The sequence below is a fragment of the Saccharothrix longispora genome (assembly GCF_030852425.1).
Classification (GTDB): domain Bacteria; phylum Actinomycetota; class Actinomycetes; order Mycobacteriales; family Pseudonocardiaceae; genus Actinosynnema; species Actinosynnema longispora.
Genome location: NZ_NSDM01000016.1, coordinates 62187 through 78979 on the forward strand (window position 1 = coordinate 62187; position 16793 = coordinate 78979).

Below are 16793 nucleotides of genomic sequence, written 5' to 3' on the forward strand. Positions count from 1 at the left end.
GGCACGGCGCACCTCAGGCGTCCAGCGCCTTCCACAGCGCCCGGACGTGCTCCTCCCGGGTCGCCTCGGCGCCGATCGCCACGCGGATCGCGAACCGGCCGTCCACCACGGTGTGCGTGACGAAGACCCGGCCCGACCCGTTGACCCGGTCCATCGCCGCGCGCGTCGCGTCGTCGCCGTCCCGGCGGGCGATCGTGACGAGCGACAGCGTGCGCGGCGTGACCAGCTCCCAGTCCTCCGACGCGCCGACCCACGACTCCAGCAGCGCCGCCAGCTCCACGTGGCCGCGCAGGTGGGCGCGCACGCCCTCCAGGCCGTACCAGCGCAGCACCGACCACAGCTTCAACGCGCGGAACCGGCGGCCGAGGGGGATCTGCCAGTCGCGGTAGTCGACGACGGCGCCCGACTCGGTCGCGGTGTTGCGCAGGTACTCGGGCAGGATCGCCAGGGCGTCCACCAGCACGCCCGGGTGGGCCGTCCAGAACAGCGACAGGTCGAACGCGGTCAGCATCCACTTGTGCGCGTTCGCGGTGAACGAGTCGGCCCGCTCCAGGCCGTCGAACAGGTCGCGGAACTCCGGGCACAGGGCCGCCGGGCCCGCCCACGCGGCGTCCACGTGCAGCCAGATGCCGTGCTCGGCGCACACGTCGGCGATCTCGCGCAGCGGGTCGACCGCGCCGGTGCCGGTGGTGCCGACCGTCGCGCACACCAGGACCGGGCGCCGGCCCGCGGCCACGTCGGCGCGCACCCGTTCGGCGAGGGCGGCGACGTCCATGGCCAGGGTGGACGGTGACACGGGGACCGACCGCACGGCCTGCTCGCCGAGCCCGGCCAGCCGCGCCGCCCGCTCCAGCGACGAGTGGGTCTGCGACGACACGTACACGGTCTCCGCACCGTCCACGCCGGACCGCCGCCACGTGCCGCCGGACGAGCGGTGCAGCGCCGCCAGCACCGCGACCAGCGCGGCGGACGACGCCGTGTCCTGGATGACACCGCCGCCCAGGAACGACCGCGGCAGGTCCATCGCGGCCACCAGCTCGTCCATCAGGTGCTGCTCGACCTCGGTGGCGGCGGGCGAGGTGGCCCACAGCATCCCCTGCACGCCCAGGCCCGACGACAGCAGGTCGCCGAGCACCGACGGCAGGGACGCGTTGGACGGGAAGTACGCGAAGAACCCGGGGTGCTGCCAGTGCGTGGTGCCGGGCAGCACGACCCGGTCCAGGTCGGCGAGCAGGGGGCCGAACCCCTCGCCGCGCTCGGGCAGCGCGGACAGCTGCCCCCGCACCCAGCCGGGCTCCACCTGCGACCGCACGGGGAAGTCCTCGACGCGGGCGCGGTAGTCGGCGATCCAGTCGACCACCTCGTGGCCGATCCGGCGGAACTCCTCAGGCTTCATGCCCCGCACGGTAGACGCGCCGCCTGCGGTGGGTCGGACGCCGGTCGCCGGGCGGGGTCAGGGCGCGGGTCTCGACGCGTTCGAGCACCACCGAGCTGGTCAGGTTCCGCACCTCGGTGCGCGAGGCGATCTTGTCCACCAGGAACGCCTGGAGGTGCGTGCTGTCGGCGACCGCGATGTGCACCAGGAAGTCGGCCGTGCCGCTGACGTGGAACAGGGAGCGGGTCTCCGGCTGCGCCATGACGAACGCCCGGAACGCCGCCACCACCGGCCGGGTGTGCGGGCGCACGTTCACCGAGACGACGGCCTCCAGCGACAGGCCGGCGGCGCGCGGGTCCACCACGGCGTGGAACCCGGTGATCACACCGAGTTCGCGCAGTCGGCGCACCCGTTGCAGGCACGTCGAGGGCGCGATGCCCACGAGGTCGGCGAGCGCCCGGTTCTGGAGGGTCGCGTCGTTCTGCAACTCCTCCAGGATCTGCCAGTCGACCGAATCCAGTTCGGCTACCTCGCCCACAACCGCACACGGTACGTGCGCGGTGGAGCGGAACCGAACCGGTGTCACACGATCGCGGCGTGCACATCGCCTGGACGTCCTTCCTGCTCGCGCTCGTCGTGGTCACCGTCGTGCCCGGTCCGGACTTCGTGCTGGTGACCGGGAACGCGGTGCGCGGCGCGCGGTACGGCGCGGTGACGGCGCTGGGCGTGGTGACCGGGCTGCTCGTGCACGCCCTGCTGGCCACCCTCGGCCTCTCCGCGCTGGTGGCCGCGGCCCCGGCGGCGCTGCTGGCGGTGAAGGCGGTCGGCGCGGCCTACCTCGCGTACCTGGGCTTCGCCACCCTGCGCGCGGCCCGTCGCGGCGGCCCGATCCGCCGGGCCGCGACGTCCGACCGCTCGCTGTTCCTGCGCGGCCTCCTGTGCGACCTGCTGAACCCGAAGGTGATGCTGATCTTCCTCAGCCTCGTGCCGCAGGCCATGGACCCGACCGCCCCGCCCCTGCCCCAGGCCGCGCTCCTGTCCGCGGTGGCGGTGACCGTCTTCGCCTGCTTCTGGGCCGTCGTGGTCCCCCTCGCCACCCGCCTCGCCCGCCTGCTCGCCCACCCGCGCGTGCGCCCGTTCTTCGACCGCGCCTGCGGCGCCGCCCTGATCACCATGGCCGCCACCGTCCTCACCACCTGACCGGCCCACCCGGGCCGCGAGGGTCCAACGCCCAGGTCCCCTGAGTTCTACGTTCGGGCGTCACAGCGTCAAGCCCGAACGTAGAACTCACCCGACCTGGACGTTGGACCCTCGGGTTCGGGAAAAGTGGTTATGGTGTCGCGCACCGGTCGTCTCCTGGGGGTGAGTCCGGCTCGGGTGAGAGGATCGGTATGCGCACACCAGGGGACGCCGCGGCGGTGACGGCCGCGCAGCGCGGCGAGCCCGGCGCGTTGGACGCGCTGGTGGCGGACTACCTGCCGCTGGTCTACAACGTCGTCGGCCGCGCCCTCGGCGGGCACCCCGACACCGACGACGTGGTCCAGGAGACCATGCTGCGCGCGGTGGACGGCCTGTCGAAGCTCCAGGACCCGGAGTCGTTCCGGTCGTGGCTGCTCGTCATCGCGATGAACCAGGTCCGCGACCGGCACCGGCGGAACGCGCCCCTGCCGGTGGACCACGAGGTGCTCGACCGCGCCGACCCCGGCGCCGACTTCGCGGACTACGCCATCACGCGGCTCCAGCTGCGCGGGCAGCGGCGCGAGGTGGTCGCCGCCACCCGGTGGATCGGGGACGACGAGCGCGAGCTGCTGTCGCTGTGGTGGCTGGAGTCGGTGGGCCGGATCACCCGCGCCGAGCTGGCCGAGGCGCTGGACCTCACCCCGCAGCACGCCGCCGTGCGCGTCCAGCGGATGAAGGCGCAGCTCGACGCGGCCCGCGTGGTCGTGCGGGTGCTGGCCATGCCGCGCTGCGACGACCTGGCCGCCGTCGTCTCCGGCTGGGACGGCGTGCCCGGCGCGCTGTGGCGCAAGCGGATCGTGCGGCACGCCCGCGAGTGCGACCGCTGCGCGCGCGGCTTCGACGACCTGGCGAACGTGGACGGCCTGGTCGCCCGCATCCCGCTCGTGCCGCTGCCGCCCGGCCTCGACCTGCTCGGGCAGACGGGGACCGCGGTGCTCCCGGCCGATCCCGCGGTCGTGGTGCGGCCCACCACCGGGTCGAAGGCCGCGATCGCGGTGGAGAAGGGGTTCTGGGCGCACGCCGCCGCCAAGCCACTGGTCGCCGCCGCGGCCGTGGCGGCGGTCGCGGGCGGGGTGGTGCTGCTGCCGAACGACCCGCCACCGCCGCTGCCGGTGGCCGCGCCGGTCGCCGTCACGACCACGACGACGGCGCCCGTGACCACCGCACCCACCACGACGGGCGCGACCACCACGACCACCACCGCGGCGACGACCGCCGCCCGACCGGTCGCCGCCGCGCCGCCGCCACCCCGCCCGCCCGCGGCGGCGTCGGCCAAGAAGGGCGTCAGCACCTGGCACTTCGACGGCGTCACGCGGGCGCTGTCCGACATCGGCGCGGGCTGGGTCTACAACTGGGCGACGACCCCGGAGAACGTCCAGGTGCCGCCGGGCGTCGAGTACGTGCCGATGATCTGGGGCGCGAAGACGGTGACCCCGGCCGACCTGGAGGCGGTCGCGCGGCAGGGCACCACCCTGCTCGGGTTCAACGAGCCCGACCTCGCCGAGCAGTCGAACATGACCGTGGAGCAGGCGCTGGACCTGTGGCCGCGGCTCCAGGCGACGGGGATGCGCCTGGGCAGCCCCGCCGTGGCGCACAGCGCCGACAAGCCGGGCGGCTGGCTCGACCGGTTCATGGCGGGCGCGGAGCAGCGCGGCCTGCGCGTCGACTTCATCGCGCTGCACTGGTACGGCTCGGACTTCGGCCCGGCCGCCGTGGGGCACCTGAGGAACTACCTGGACGCGGTGAGCGCCCGCTACGGCCTGCCGGTCTGGCTCACCGAGTACTCGCTGATGGACTTCTCCGGCGGCGGCGTGCGCTACCCGGACGAGCGGCAGCTGGCCGACTTCGCCGGCGGGTCGTCGCGGATGCTGGAGGGCCTGCCCTACCTGGAGCGGTACGCGTGGTTCGCGCTGCCCGCCGACAAGCCGGGCACGGGGCTGTACCTGCCCGGCGGCACACCCAACCGGGCCGGCGAGGCCTACCGCGCCACCGGTTAGGAGAGCGCCCGCCGCCGCTGGTCGTGCAGCGGCGGCGGGCAGCTGGGTGATCTTCGGACCGGGCGGTCCCTAAGCTGGGCGGATGAGTTGGGTGACCCTTCGGCAGTTCCGCTGGACGACCAGGACCGGACCCGACGACCTGCCGCTGGTGTACGGCATCGCCCCGTACGGGGATCTCCGGAAGCTGCCCGTCGACGTGGCCGACGTCATCCTCGTGAACGCCATGGCCCCGACGGCGTCCCTGCGGATCGAGTACGCGACGCGCGTCGACGAACTGCGCCTCCTGCGGAGCTGCCTGCTCGACAAGGCGGACGGCGCGCTCCACCTGGCGGGCGGCGGGTTCGCGTCCAGCTCCCCGCACGTGCGGCGCTTCGTCAGCGAGTCGTTCGGGCTCGGCATGCTGTCCGCCGCGGTGCAGAGCGCCTACGAGTGGGTCGCGGGCCCGGACGCGCTGCGCGACTTCGACGCCCTCCCGGTGTCGCTGGCGCGGAAGTACGCGAAGTCGCGGGTGCGCCCCGACCTGCTGTTCCGGACGGCGGACCTGCTGCTGGCCGGTGAGGCCCGCGGCCGGTCGTCCCGCCCCGCCGCGTCCACCCTCCAGCAGGAGAAGCGGCTCAACACCCTGCTGCCCTGGGTGGACGCCCACAAGCAGCCCCTGGTCATGACCTGGGCGCACCTGACCGAGGCCGGGGTCACGGTCAACCTCTACTCGTCCGCCGAAGGCGGCAGTTGGCTCGACGCCCCGATCGGCGAGTCCCGGCCCCCGTCGTCGAACCTGTACCTCGACGTGCCCACCGAGGACGTGCCCACCGAGGACGTGCCCGCCGACGACGTGCCCGCCGGAGCGGCGGGGGACGCGCGGGCGCCCGTCGACCCGGACGGCCCGCCCGGCGCGGGACCGGACGCCGAACGCCCCCCGCCCCGGTCGACCGGCCCGGGGTCGGCCGAGGCGATGTTCTCGGCCGGTCGGGAAACGCTGCCCCTGCTCACGCGGCAGCTGTACGCGTCGGCGCCGGAGACCCCGGTGCGGTTGGCGGACCGGCGGCTCCGGGGCCGGTGGGTGCCCGTGGACCCCGTGCACCCGGACCGGGGGACGTTCCTGCTCGGCGTCCTGGAGGAACCCCTGTCGCCGCGGGACGGCCGGGTGCTCACCGAGCGGCTGCGCGCCCGGAACCGGGACGTGGCGGTCGCCGGCGGCGTGACCGTCGCCGTGCGGGACCGGCTGCTGGTGGCGACCTCCGCGCTGCGCGAGGGGCAACCCTGGGACCTGCTGGTCGACTAGCGGGCAGCTCCCCGAAGAGGGTCACGGGAGGTCGTCGAACAGCGGCTGCCAGCGGCCGTCGAAGCCGCCGTTGACCGGCAGGTGCCAGCCCGGCGCGAGCCAGGTGCCCCGTTCGCGGCTCCTGGCGTCGTCCAGGCCGCCGTCGTGCACGAAGTACTCGTGCTGCCGCCAGTACGCGCCGTGCGAGGCCGGGTCGCCGCTCACCGCGCCGCGCGTGCGGCCCGCGCTGTCCACGCCGGTCCCGGCGAACCCGCCGAAGTCGTCCGAGCCCGACGGGGTGTCCTCGTCCAGCTCGGCGGAGTACGCGCCGAAGAACCACGCCTTCGACAGGTAGCCCTCGCGGCCGTCGGTGAGGTCGGAGGCGGCGTTGTCGCGGGAGCGGTTGTGGAACCGCTGCACGCCCGTGCCGATGCCCAGCGCGGGCGTCTCGAACCGCACGTCGACCACGTCGTCGGCCAGCCAGTGCCGCTGCCAGGCCGACCCCGACCAGTGCGACGGGACGATGTCGGCGAGGTCCTGGAGCTCGTAGGTGAGCCGCTTGACCTGCGGCCACGCCACCTTCGTGCCGTTGTCGACGCGGCTGGCCGCCGACGGGGTCAGCGGGACCGCGCCGAACGCCGCCACCGCGTCCGCCGCACCGCCGGGCACGAACGCGTAGTGCACGTTGCGCGCGTCGTCGGCGCCGGAGATGTGCACCTCGGCCTTCGCCCCGGACGCCATCCGGCCCGCGATCGTCGCCCACGGGTCGGTGACGTACCGCAGCTCGTGCGCGTGCGGTCCCGCGGACGGCAGGTCGAAGTCGCTCTCGTCGGCCTGCCACAGCAGCAGGTGGGAGCCGAGGAAGCGCACGTCGGGGTCGGACGCGCGGCGCATGACGTGGTCCTTGTGGTGCGTCACGGTGGCGTTGGCGAACGACTCGCCCGCCCCGCCCGGCGTGCCGGTCACCCCGCGCACGACGATCTCGACGCGCTCCCAGTCGTGGATCTCGCGGCCGTCCTTGTCGGCCGCGTTGTACACGTGGTACAGCAGGACCAGCGATTTCGAGCCGCCCTCGGTGAACTCCAGCAGCGCGGTGTAGAGGGTGGGCCTGATCCGCCAGCCGGGGTGGCCGCCCGCCACGTGCGCGGGCACGTCGCGCCAGTTCGCCCGGTTCGTGGCGTAGTCGCCGTCGCGGTCGAAGTCGAAGTTCGTGATCCAGTCGCGGCCGGCCTTGCCGTCGTTCTCGTCACCGCGCTTGAGCAGCACCGGCGCGTAGTGCGCCAGGTAGGCCCGGCGCTGGGCGGTGGTCAGGGACCAGGTCGCCGACGCCTGGCCGGGGGCCACCAGTGCGGTGGCGAGGGTGGTGGCGGCGAGGACGAGCGCGCGGAGTCTCATGACCCGATCGTGGAACGTCCGCGGTGCCGGCGGCGGAACCCGGTTCGGCTCACCGCAGGAAATCCGCAGCGGGAGATCCGCGGCGGCAGAGCGCGGCGTGGTCCGCCCGGCAGCCGCCGTCACCGGGCGGACCACGCCTCCCCGGGGGGTGCCCGGGGAACGGGGGCCCGCCATCGGGACGGGTCCCCGCCGTTCACCGGGTCAGGCCGCGGTCCACTTCTGGTTCGCCGCGCCCGTGCAGGTCCAGATCTGGAGCCTGGTGCCGTCCGCGCTGGTGTTGCCGGTGGCGTCGGCGCACTTGTCCGCCGCCGGGTTCACCAGGTCGCGCCCGGCCGTGAGGTTCCACTGCTGGTTCGCCGTCCCGCCGCACGACCACAGCTGGAGCTGCGCCCCGTCCGCCGTCGACCGGTCCTTCACGTCGAGGCACTTGCCCAGCGCGCGGATCGTGCCGTCACCGGGCCGGGTCCACTGCTGGGCGGCCGACCCGTTGCACGTGTAGAGCTGCACCGCGGTGCCGTCGGCCGACGAGCCGCCCGCCACGTCGACGCACTTGCCGCCCAGGCCGGTGATGGCGCCGCCGACGGGCGGGTTGCCGCCGCCCGGCGTGCCCGACCAGGTGAACGTCGCGGTCGTGCGGGCGGGCAGGTTGTAGGTGAACGCCTGGTTGCCCCAGTCCACCCGGATCGACTGCGCCGACGTGCCGCCGTTGTGCGCGATCAGGGCCTTGGAGCCGTCCGGGTTCTTCCACGCCACGTTCCGCACGGTGCCGTTGGCGGTCGAGTCGATCCGGTGCGCGCCCGGCTTGACGAACTTCGTCAGGTGACCGGTCGTGTAGTACTCGACCGTGTAGTCGACCTGGCCGGCGCGCGCGCCGCCCTCCTGCACGGTGATCAGGCCGGTGCACGTGCCGCAGCCGCCGTTGTGCGGGCCCCTGTTCTGGTTGAGCGCCAGGCTCCACTTCACCAGGCTGCCGCTCCAGTTGCGGGCGTAGTCGACGATGTCGGCCAGGTCCTCGTTGTGCTGGTTCGAGATCCACGTGCCGCCGGAGTGCTCCGTGCTGAACTGCTTCACGTTCGGGTACTGGTCGTGCACCTGCGTGCCCACGGCCGGCTCGCCGAAGTAGCCGTGCCAGGCGATGCCGCCGAACAGCGGGTCGTCGCGCACGCCCGCGTCGCCCAGGATGGCCGCGCCGAAGTTGGCGTAGTCGCCGTAGTTCCAGTCGTGCACCATCACCTTGGTGGTGAGGCCCGCCGCGCGGAACGCCGGGTACACGAAGTTCTTGGTGAACTCGACCAGGCCGGCCGGGTTCCAGCTCATGCCGGGGTAGTCCATCGCGGTCGGGTTGGACGCCTGGCAGCAGTTCGGCTCGTTCTGCACCGAGATGTACTTGATCGGCACGCCGGCGGCCTGGTAGCTCTGCACGTACTTGACCAGGTACTGGGCGTAGGTGGGGTAGTGCTCCCACTTCAGCCAGCCCATCTGGTCCATGCGCCCGTTGTCCTTCATCCAGCCCGGCGCGCTCCACGGCACGCCCTTGACGGTGAGGGCGGGGTTGAGCTGGCGCGCCTGCTGGGTGAGCAGCCGCACGTTCGTGTCGTAGCCGTTGGCCCCGAAGTCGTCGAGGTCGCAGCACGTGTCGTCGAGCGAGACGTGGCCGGGCCGCGACAGGTCGGACGCCCCGATCGGGTTGCGCACGAAGGACAGGCCGATGCCGTCGACCGGGTGGAACAGCCTGCGCATCACCGCGTCGCGGGTGGCGGCCGAGACGGCGCCACCGCGCAGCAGGTGGGCGGTGGTGTCGGTGATCGACGCGCCGCCGCCCTCGAACTGCTGGTAGGTCATGCCCTCGTTGACGGTGATGGTGTGCGTGGCGCCGCCCGCGCTGGTGCTGAACGCGACGGGGGACTGCGGCTGGAGCCCGCGCGTGACGGTGCGTCCGCCGCTGTCCGAGGTGGTGGTCAGGTGGATGGCGACCGACTCGCCCGCGGCGACCGCGGCGGGGGAGGGGACGGCCGTGATGGCGGCGGCGAAGGCGACCGCCGTGACGCCGGCGCTGATGAAAGCCCGACGGTGGGATGAGGGCACCTCGGACTCCTTTCACGACGTTGTGGACAGGGGACAGCGGCGACTTGTAACAAATGGAACAAATGTGGAACTTGCTCGTAGAACAAAGGAAACAATGCATCCGCGACGGGTGTCAAGGTCGCGCGCCCAGCCCGGTAAATACCGTGAAAGAGGTGTGGAACGGTCCGCGTCAAGCCGGCCGGACGGGTCCCGTGGACTCGCGCACCACCAGCTCCGTGGCCAGCTCGACGTGCAGCGCCTCCAGCTCGTGCCGCTCCAGCAGGCGCATCAGCAGCGTCACGGCCATCCGCCCCATCTCCTGCAGCGGCTGCCGCACGGTGGTCAGCTCCGGTCGCGTGGCGCGGCTCAGGTCGAGGTCGTCGAACCCGGCCACGGACACGTCGCCCGGCACCGACAACCCCAGCTCGCGGGCCGCGCGCAGGACCCCGACGGCCATCTTGTCGTTGAACGCCACCAGCGCGGTCGGCCGGTCGGGCAGGCCGAGCAGCTCGCGCGCGACCCGGTGGCCGTGGCCGGTGGTCGGCTCGTCGACGTGCCGCAGCAGCTCCGCCGAGGGCAGCACGCCGACGTCCGACAGCGCCGCCGCGTACCCGGCCAGCCGGCCGTCGGCGGCCAGCCAGTCGGACGGGCCGCCGATGATGCCGATGCGCCGGTGCCCCAGCTCCACCAGGTGCGCCATCAGCCGCCGCGCCCCCGCGAAGTGGGCCGCCGACACCGACGCCACGTCGCGCGGCAGCTCGGTGCGCGGGTCCACGACCACGAACGGGAACCGCCGGTCGCGCAGCCGCACCAGCTCCTCGGCGGGCTCCGGCGGCAGGATCAGCAGCGCGCCGTCCACGTCCGAGCGGCTGGGCAGACCGGGCAGGACGGTGGTGCGCTGGCCGGGGGTGCCGGCGTCCAGCAGCACCTGCCTGCCGTGCAGGGCCAGGGTCTCGGCCACGCTCGACACGATCAGGCCGAAGTAGTCGTCCAGCAGGTACGGGCAGCGCACGTGGATCGAGCCGACCGGCTTCGCGCCCCGCGGCCTCGGCGCCTGCGCGCCCAGCTCGTCCACGGCCCGCAGCACCAGCTCGCGGGTGTGCCGGGCGACGTTGGCCTGGCCGTTGAGGACGCGGGACACGGTGGCGATGGACAACCCGGTCGCCTTCGCCACATCCCGCACGGTCGCCCTGGTCATGCCACTCCCTTGTTCCACATCCTGTTTCACGATGTTACAGCCCCGGTCGCGCACAGCGGCCCTCCGCGTTCAGGGGGTCGCACAGGTGCGCGCGGGCCCGGACTTCGGCAGGCTTGGGGGATGACCACCTCCGAGGCACCCGCGCGGATCGCCGTCACCGGGCTCGCCGTCATGGGCAGCAACCTGGCGCGCAACCTCGCCCGGCGCGGCTTCCGCGTCGCCGTGCACAACCGCAGCTCCGCCCGCACCGAGGCGCTGATCTCCGAGCACGGCCACGAGGGCGACTTCGTGCCCGCCGAGACGCTGGAGGAGCTCGTCGCGAGCCTCCGGACACCCCGCCAGATCATCATCATGGTGAAGGCGGGCGCCCCCACCGACGCGGTCATCGACGAGCTGGCGCCCCTGCTGGAGCCCGGCGACATGGTGATCGACGGCGGCAACGCCCACTACGCCGACACCCGCCGCCGCGAGGCCGCGCTGAAGGAGACCGGCCTGCACTTCGTCGGCGCCGGCATCTCCGGCGGCGAGGAGGGCGCGCTCAACGGGCCGTCGATCATGCCCGGCGGGTCGGAGGAGTCCTACCGGCACCTCGGGCCGGTCCTGGAGTCCATCGCGGCCCAGGTGGACGGCGTGCCGTGCTGCGTCCACGTCGGACCCGACGGCGCCGGCCACTTCGTCAAGATGGTCCACAACGGCATCGAGTACGCGGACATGCAGCTCATCGCCGAGGCGTACGACCTGCTCAGGCGGGTCGGCGGGTTGGCGCCCGCCGAGATCGCCGAGGTGTTCCGCGGCTGGAACACCGGCGACCTGGAGTCCTACCTGGTCGAGATCACCGCCGAGGTGCTCGGCCACGTCGACGCCGGGAGCGGCGCGGCGCTGGTGGACGTGATCGCCGACGAGGCCGAGCAGAAGGGCACCGGCCGCTGGACCGTGCAGGAGGCGCTGGAGCTGGGCGTCCCGGTCACCGGCATCGCCGAGGCGGTGTTCGCCCGCTCGCTGTCCGGCCGGGTGGGCCAGCGCGAGGCGGTGCGCCGGGCGTTCGGCGCGGGCGAGCCGGCCGTCTCGGACCAGGACGTCGAGCAGCTCGTCGACGACGTCCGGCAGGCGCTCTACGCGTCCAAGGTCGTCGCCTACGCGCAGGGCTTCGACCAGATGCGCGCGGCGGGCGCCGAGTACGGCTGGGACCTCGACCTGGGCGCCATGGCCACGATCTGGCGCGGGGGGTGCATCATCCGGGCCCGGTTCCTCGACCGCATCCGCGAGGCGTACGACAAGGAGCCCGGGCTGGCCTCGCTGCTCGTCGACGACTACTTCCGCGACGCGGTCGCGAACGCCGAGGCGGCGTGGCGCCGGGTCGTGGTGAAGGCGGTGTCCGCGGGCGTGCCCGCACCCGGCTTCGTGTCGGCGCTGGCCTACTACGACGGCCTGCGCTCCGAGCGCCTGCCCGCGTCGCTCGTCCAGGGCCTGCGGGACTTCTTCGGCGCCCACACCTACCGCCGCACCGACCGCGAGGGCAGCTTCCACACCCTCTGGTCGGGTGACAGGTCCCAAGTGGACGCCTGACGCCCGCGCCCCGATCATGGCCGGGTGCGTGAGCGCTTCCGGCGGAACCCCGTCACGGCCGGCTACCTGCTGGCCGTGACGGCGTTGGCGCTGCTGACCGGGTTCGTGTTCGCGGACGGGATGTCGGCGCAGGTGCGGGAGTCGCTGAGCACCAGCGCCGCCACCCTCGACCACCACCCGGTGAGCGCCCTGCTGGGCAGCGCGTTCGTGCTGGACCCGGCCCACGGGGTCGTCCTCGCCGGCCTCGCCCTGTTCGCCGTCGCGGTGTTCCTCGGCGCCCTGGAGCGCGAGGTCGGCCCGTGGCGCGCGGCGTCCGTCGCCCTGGCGGGCCACGTCGGCGCGGCCCTCGTGACGGCCCTCGTCCTGTCCTGCGCCCCCTACGCCCAGGACTTCGCCCACCACGCGGACGTGGGCGTCGACCGCGTGGCGTTCGCGGCGGCGGGCGCGGTCACCCCGCTCGCGCCCGGCGTGCTGCGCGTCCCCTGGGCGGCGCTCCCGCTCGCCTGCGCCGCCCTCGGCGCCCGCTGGACCGGCCCACTGCCCGACCCCGACGCCGTCGGCCACGTCGCCGCCGTCCTCGTCGGCGTGTGCGCGGGTGCCCTCGCCGTGCACCGGGCGTACGCGGCGGTCGGCCGCTAGACGGCCGTCACCAGCAGTGACGGCCCACCCGATGATCAACACGACCGGGTGGAACGGCTGTCAGATCCGCCACTCCGTCGTCATGATGGTCCCGACGCGACCTGTACGACGCGGGCTGTGCCGACACGTCCACTGTGCCGACACGGAGGTGCCACCGTGGCGACCCCCCACCACCGCGCCAGGGCCGAGCCCCGACTCGCCGCCCCCCCGGCCGCGCCCGCCGCTGCCCCCGGCACGGCGGTAGGCACCCCACCCGCCCGACGCCCCCGGCCACCGCCGGGCGTCGGCCCCGCGCACCCGAACCAGACCGCACCGGACCGGACCGCACCGGTCACTCCACACAGGACGGACAACGCGATGGACCGACCACGTCCCACCAAGTCCCACGCCGGCGAGCACACCACGGCGGGCCCACCGGGCGGGCTCGCCGGCGTGCTGCGGCACGACCTGCCCGCCTCGGTCGTGGTGTTCCTGATCGCCGTGCCGCTGTCGCTGGGCTTCGCCGCCGCGACCGGCGCGCCGCTGATCGCGGGCCTCGTCTCGGCCGTCGTCGGCGGCGTCGTGGCGGGCGCGCTCGGCGGCGCGCCGCTCACCGTCAGCGGCCCGGCGGCGGGCATGGTGGTGATCACCTCGGGGATCATCGCCGAGTACGGCTGGGCCGCCACCGCGATGATCACCGCCGGCGCGGGCCTCGTGCAGGTGGCCCTCGGCCTCACCCGCGTCGGCCGCGTCGCGCTGTCCCTGTCTCCGGCCGTGGTGCACGGCCTGCTCGCGGGTATCGGCGTGACGATCGCGGTGGGCCAGCTCGTCGTCGTCCTCGGCGGCCGGGCCGGTCCCTCCGTGCTCGACAACCTCGCCCGGCTGACCGGCCCGGTGGGCGGCGGCGCGCTGCTGGTCGGCGCGGTCGCGGTGGTCGTGCTCGTCGCGTGGCCCGCCGTGCCGCGCTCCTCGTACGTGCCCGCGCCGCTGGTCGCCGTGCTGGCCGCGACCGCCGCGGGCAGCGGGCTGCCCGCGGCCAGGGTCGACCTCCCGGAGAACGCGCTGGACCAGCTCGTGCTGCCGCGCATGCCGTCCGGCGCGGTCGCGGGCATCGCGTTCGCCGTGCTCGCCGTGGCCGTGGTGACGGCCGTCGAGTCGCTGCTGTCCGCGGTCGCGGTGGACAAGCTCCACCCCGGACCGCGCGCCGACCTCGACCGCGACCTGGTCGCGCAGGGCGTGGCCAACACCGTCGCCGGCGCGCTCGGCGGCCTGCCGGTCAGCGGCGGCATCGCGCGCGGCTCCACCAACGTCGCCGCCGGCGCCCGCACCCGCGCCTCGACCGTGCTGCACGGCGTGTGGATCGCGGTGTTCGTGCTCGCGCTGGGCTCGGTGCTGGAGCTGATCCCGCTGGCCGCGCTGGCGGGCGTGCTGCTGGTCGTGGGCGTGCGGCTGGTCAGCGTGCGGCGGATGCGCGCCCTGTGGCGGCACGGCGAGTTCACCGCCTACGCCGTCACCGCGGTCGGCGTGGTCGCGCTCGGCCTGGTCGAGGGCGTGCTGCTGGGCGTCGCGGCGGCGGCGCTGCGCTCCCTGCACCGCCTCACGCGCAGCTCCGTGCGGGTCGAGCCCGAGCACGACGGGTGGCGCGCGGTCATCCGCGGCTCGCTGGTGTTCCTCGGCGCGGGCCGGCTGGTGCGGGCGCTGCGCGACATCCCGCTCGGCCGGCGCGTCGTGCTGGAGCTGCACATCGACTTCCTCGACCACGGCGCCTACGAGGCGATCGACGACTGGCGCACCGGCTACGAGCGGCTGGGCGGCTCCGTCGAGGTGGACGAGGTGCACGACACCTGGTTCAGCAAGGCCACCAGGGGCATCCCGGCGCTGCGCAAGACGCCGCTGTCGCCGCTGCCGCGCTGGTTCGCGCCGTGGTCGCACTGGCAGCGCACGCGCGCGGTCACCGTGCCCCGGCAGCGCGGGGACGCCGACCCGGTGGACCGCGCCCCCGCGGGCGCCGACCCGATGATCCGGGGCATGCGCGAGTTCGAGCGCGCCACCGCGCCGCTCGTGCGCCCGTTCCTGGCCGAGCTGGCCGCGCGGGGCCAGCGCCCGCGGCAGCTGTTCATCACCTGCGCCGACTCGCGCGTGGTGCCCAACCTGATCACCACCAGCGGACCGGGCGACCTGTTCTGCGTGCGCAACATCGGCAACCTGGTGCCGCTGGACGCCGACGACTCGGTGGGCGCGGCGGTCGAGTACGCGGTGGAGGTGCTGGCCGTGGAGACGATCGCGGTGTGCGGTCACTCCGACTGCGGCGCGATGAAGGCCGTCGTGCACGGCGCCGCGCGGCCCGGTTCGCGGCTGCACGCGTGGCTGCGCGCGGTCGAGCCCAGCCTGATCCGGTTCCACGCGGGCGACTCGGACCTGCCGGTGGTGGAGCGGCTGGCGGTGGCCAACGTCGCCCAGCAGCTGGACAACCTGATGGCCTACCCGATCGTGCGGGAGGCCGTGGCGGCGGGTTCGCTGCGCCTGGTGGGGATGTACTTCGACATCTCCGAGGCCCGCGTCTACCTGGTCGACCCCGAGCGCGACGGCCTGGAGCCGGTGCGGGTGTGACGGCAGGGCCGCGGTGCGGGACCGGCCCCGGTCGGGGGTGCGGGACCGGTCCCGCCCCGGGCACTGCGCCGGACGGCACCGGCGGGGTTCGTCCTCCGGGGAGTGGTGTCGTCCGGCGGGAGCGGGGCGGACCCGCTCGTCCAGGGGGCTAACCGACGCTGCGCAGGTGCCTGCGCCGACCGGAGGGCTCGTCGCCCGACACGGTCAGGCACAGCTGCGCGCCGAGGTAGGCCCGGCACGGCGACGGCAGGCGGCGGCTCCACCGGCGCGTGCGGCACGTCGGGCAGCGGCCGTGCTCGTCGGGCGTGTGCTCCGTGAGCAGCGACCGGAGCGCGGTGACCACGCGGGGCAGTTCGCCGCGGGCCAGGTCCACCGCCGTCTCGTCGTCGCCGGTCGCCGCGAGGCGGACCAGTGCGTCCAGGTGCTCGTGCAGGGACTTGTCGAGCTGGCTGAAGACGGTGACGGACACCTTCAGCGCTCCTTCCCGGGTCGGTTGCCCACGCAGCCTGGGCCCGCCCGCCGTCGAACTGCAAGTTGCACTACACGAATGGATGACGTCCCTTTGCTCCACCGGGTGACCGGCACAGACTGGTGGGCGGTCGTCGTCATGAGGAGGCGCGGATGCCCCGCGGCAGCAGCCCCACCCTGCGCAAGCGCAGGCTGGTCGCCGAGTTGCGCAGGCTGCGCGAGGCCGCCGACCTCACCATCGAGGAGGTGGCCGAGCGACTGGAGTGCTCCGCCTCCAAGGTCAGCCGGATCGAGACCGGCCGCGTCGGCGTCACGCCGCGCGACGTGCGCGACATGCTCGACGCCTACGGCGCCGGCCCGGACACCCGCGACGAGCTGGTGCAGCTCGCCCGCGAGGCGCGCCGCAAGGCGTGGTGGGACGAGTTCGGCGACATCGCGCCCGGCCGCTACGTCGGGTTCGAGGCCGACGCCGAGTCGGTGCGCGCCTACCAGGGGCTGATGGTGCCGGGCCTGCTCCAGTGCGAGTCCTACACCAGGGCGCTGATCGCGGACGTGCTGCCGCACGCCGCCCCGGCCGAGGTCGACCGGCGGGTGAGGCTGCGCAAGGCGCGCCAGGCCCTGCTGCGCGAGGACGACCCGCTGCGTCTGCACGTCGTCGTCGACGAGGCCGCGCTGCGCCGCGTGGTCGGCGGCCCCGCCGTGATGCGCGAGCAGATGCGGAGGTTCGGCGAAGTCGGCGAACTGCCGAATGTCACCCTCCAGGTCATTCCTTTCGCCGCGGGCGGTCACGCCGCGATGGACGGCCGGTTCGTGGTACTCGCGTTCCCCGAGAAGCTCGACCCGGACGTGGTATACATCGAAAGCACGAGGAGCGACGTCTATTTGGAACAGCCGGCCGATGTCGCGGGCTATTCCGACATGTTCGCGCGGCTCTGCGCCCGATCGCTCGACCCGGCGGCGTCGGCCGCGCTCATCGAGCGGGTGGCGCGCGAGCACGCCTAG

13 protein-coding genes are annotated in these 16793 nt (G+C 74.3%); 7 read left to right on the plus strand and 6 right to left on the minus strand.

All coding sequences use genetic code 11. The features are described from left to right. Positions 1-13 precede the first annotated feature (13 nt). Together CKY47_RS30630 and CKY47_RS30635 are read right to left on the minus strand one after the other, a co-directional pair. On the minus strand, positions 14-1396 hold the full coding sequence (locus tag CKY47_RS30630; RefSeq protein ID WP_306749805.1) for an aminotransferase class I/II-fold pyridoxal phosphate-dependent enzyme: 1383 nt from the start codon (positions 1394-1396) through the stop codon (positions 14-16). Continuing rightward, positions 1386-1913 (minus strand): Lrp/AsnC family transcriptional regulator, encoded by a 528-nt coding sequence (locus CKY47_RS30635; protein ID WP_306749806.1) that lies wholly within the window; start codon positions 1911-1913, stop codon positions 1386-1388. The genes CKY47_RS30630 and CKY47_RS30635 overlap by 11 nt, the downstream gene beginning before the upstream one ends. Before the next feature lie 59 nt (positions 1914-1972). On the opposite strand from CKY47_RS30635, the gene CKY47_RS30640 reads away from it, so the two are divergent. From CKY47_RS30640 to CKY47_RS30650, 3 genes are all read left to right on the plus strand, one after another. Further along, the gene (locus CKY47_RS30640; RefSeq protein ID WP_306749807.1) at positions 1973-2575 is read left to right on the plus strand and encodes a LysE family translocator; all 603 of its coding nucleotides are present in this window, start codon (positions 1973-1975) and stop codon (positions 2573-2575) included. Between the two features lie 191 nt (positions 2576-2766). Then, complete coding sequence (locus CKY47_RS30645; RefSeq protein ID WP_306749808.1) at positions 2767-4611, plus strand: sigma-70 family RNA polymerase sigma factor; 1845 nt, start codon at positions 2767-2769, stop codon at positions 4609-4611. An 82-nt stretch (positions 4612-4693) separates the two neighbouring features. Continuing rightward, on the plus strand, positions 4694-5893 hold the full coding sequence (locus CKY47_RS30650; RefSeq protein WP_306749809.1) for a hypothetical protein: 1200 nt from the start codon (positions 4694-4696) through the stop codon (positions 5891-5893). Positions 5894-5914: 21 nt separating this feature from the next. Here CKY47_RS30650 and CKY47_RS30655 read toward each other — a convergent pair whose 3' ends face one another. The 3 genes from CKY47_RS30655 to CKY47_RS30665 all read right to left on the minus strand — a co-directional run bounded on the left by CKY47_RS30655 (position 5915) and on the right by CKY47_RS30665 (position 10529). Then, on the minus strand, positions 5915-7267 hold the full coding sequence (locus CKY47_RS30655) for a hypothetical protein (protein WP_306749810.1): 1353 nt from the start codon (positions 7265-7267) through the stop codon (positions 5915-5917). A 201-nt stretch (positions 7268-7468) separates the two neighbouring features. Continuing rightward, positions 7469-9352: a ricin-type beta-trefoil lectin domain protein gene (locus tag CKY47_RS30660; protein ID WP_306749811.1), complete on the minus strand. Its 1884-nt coding sequence runs from the start codon at positions 9350-9352 to the stop codon at positions 7469-7471. Positions 9353-9521: 169 nt separating this feature from the next. Continuing rightward, positions 9522-10529, minus strand: coding sequence for a LacI family DNA-binding transcriptional regulator (locus CKY47_RS30665; RefSeq protein WP_306749812.1), 1008 nt, complete (start codon positions 10527-10529; stop codon positions 9522-9524). Positions 10530-10649: 120 nt separating this feature from the next. Here CKY47_RS30665 and gndA point away from each other — a divergent pair, with 120 nt between their 5' ends. From gndA to CKY47_RS30680, 3 genes are all read left to right on the plus strand, one after another. Next, positions 10650-12095: an NADP-dependent phosphogluconate dehydrogenase gene (gene gndA / locus CKY47_RS30670; RefSeq protein WP_306749813.1), complete on the plus strand. Its 1446-nt coding sequence runs from the start codon at positions 10650-10652 to the stop codon at positions 12093-12095. Between the two features lie 24 nt (positions 12096-12119). Then, positions 12120-12734: a rhomboid-like protein gene (locus CKY47_RS30675; RefSeq protein ID WP_306749814.1), complete on the plus strand. Its 615-nt coding sequence runs from the start codon at positions 12120-12122 to the stop codon at positions 12732-12734. A gap of 357 nt (positions 12735-13091) precedes the next feature. Then, complete coding sequence (locus tag CKY47_RS30680) at positions 13092-15323, plus strand: SulP family inorganic anion transporter (protein ID WP_306749815.1); 2232 nt, start codon at positions 13092-13094, stop codon at positions 15321-15323. Positions 15324-15471: 148 nt separating this feature from the next. On the opposite strand, the gene CKY47_RS30685 is transcribed toward CKY47_RS30680, so the two are convergent. Further along, positions 15472-15792 (minus strand): hypothetical protein, encoded by a 321-nt coding sequence (locus CKY47_RS30685; RefSeq protein WP_306749816.1) that lies wholly within the window; start codon positions 15790-15792, stop codon positions 15472-15474. A gap of 152 nt (positions 15793-15944) precedes the next feature. On the opposite strand from CKY47_RS30685, the gene CKY47_RS30690 reads away from it, so the two are divergent. Further along, the gene (locus CKY47_RS30690) at positions 15945-16793 is read left to right on the plus strand and encodes a helix-turn-helix domain-containing protein (protein ID WP_306749817.1); all 849 of its coding nucleotides are present in this window, start codon (positions 15945-15947) and stop codon (positions 16791-16793) included.

Bases quoted from the DNA above. Each gene is read 5' to 3' on its own strand.
- CKY47_RS30630 (WP_306749805.1), bottom strand. From the start codon at position 1,396: ATGAAGCCTGAGGAGTTCCGCCGGATCGGCCACGAGGTGGTCGACTGG.
- CKY47_RS30645 (WP_306749808.1), top strand. From the start codon at position 2,767: ATGCGCACACCAGGGGACGCCGCGGCGGTGACGGCCGCGCAGCGCGGC.
- CKY47_RS30650 (WP_306749809.1), top strand. From the start codon at position 4,694: ATGAGTTGGGTGACCCTTCGGCAGTTCCGCTGGACGACCAGGACCGGA.
- CKY47_RS30655 (WP_306749810.1), bottom strand. From the start codon at position 7,267: ATGAGACTCCGCGCGCTCGTCCTCGCCGCCACCACCCTCGCCACCGCA.
- CKY47_RS30665 (WP_306749812.1), bottom strand. From the start codon at position 10,529: ATGACCAGGGCGACCGTGCGGGATGTGGCGAAGGCGACCGGGTTGTCC.
- gndA (WP_306749813.1), top strand. From the start codon at position 10,650: ATGACCACCTCCGAGGCACCCGCGCGGATCGCCGTCACCGGGCTCGCC.
- CKY47_RS30680 (WP_306749815.1), top strand. From the start codon at position 13,092: ATGGACCGACCACGTCCCACCAAGTCCCACGCCGGCGAGCACACCACG.
- CKY47_RS30690 (WP_306749817.1), top strand. From the start codon at position 15,945: ATGCCCCGCGGCAGCAGCCCCACCCTGCGCAAGCGCAGGCTGGTCGCC.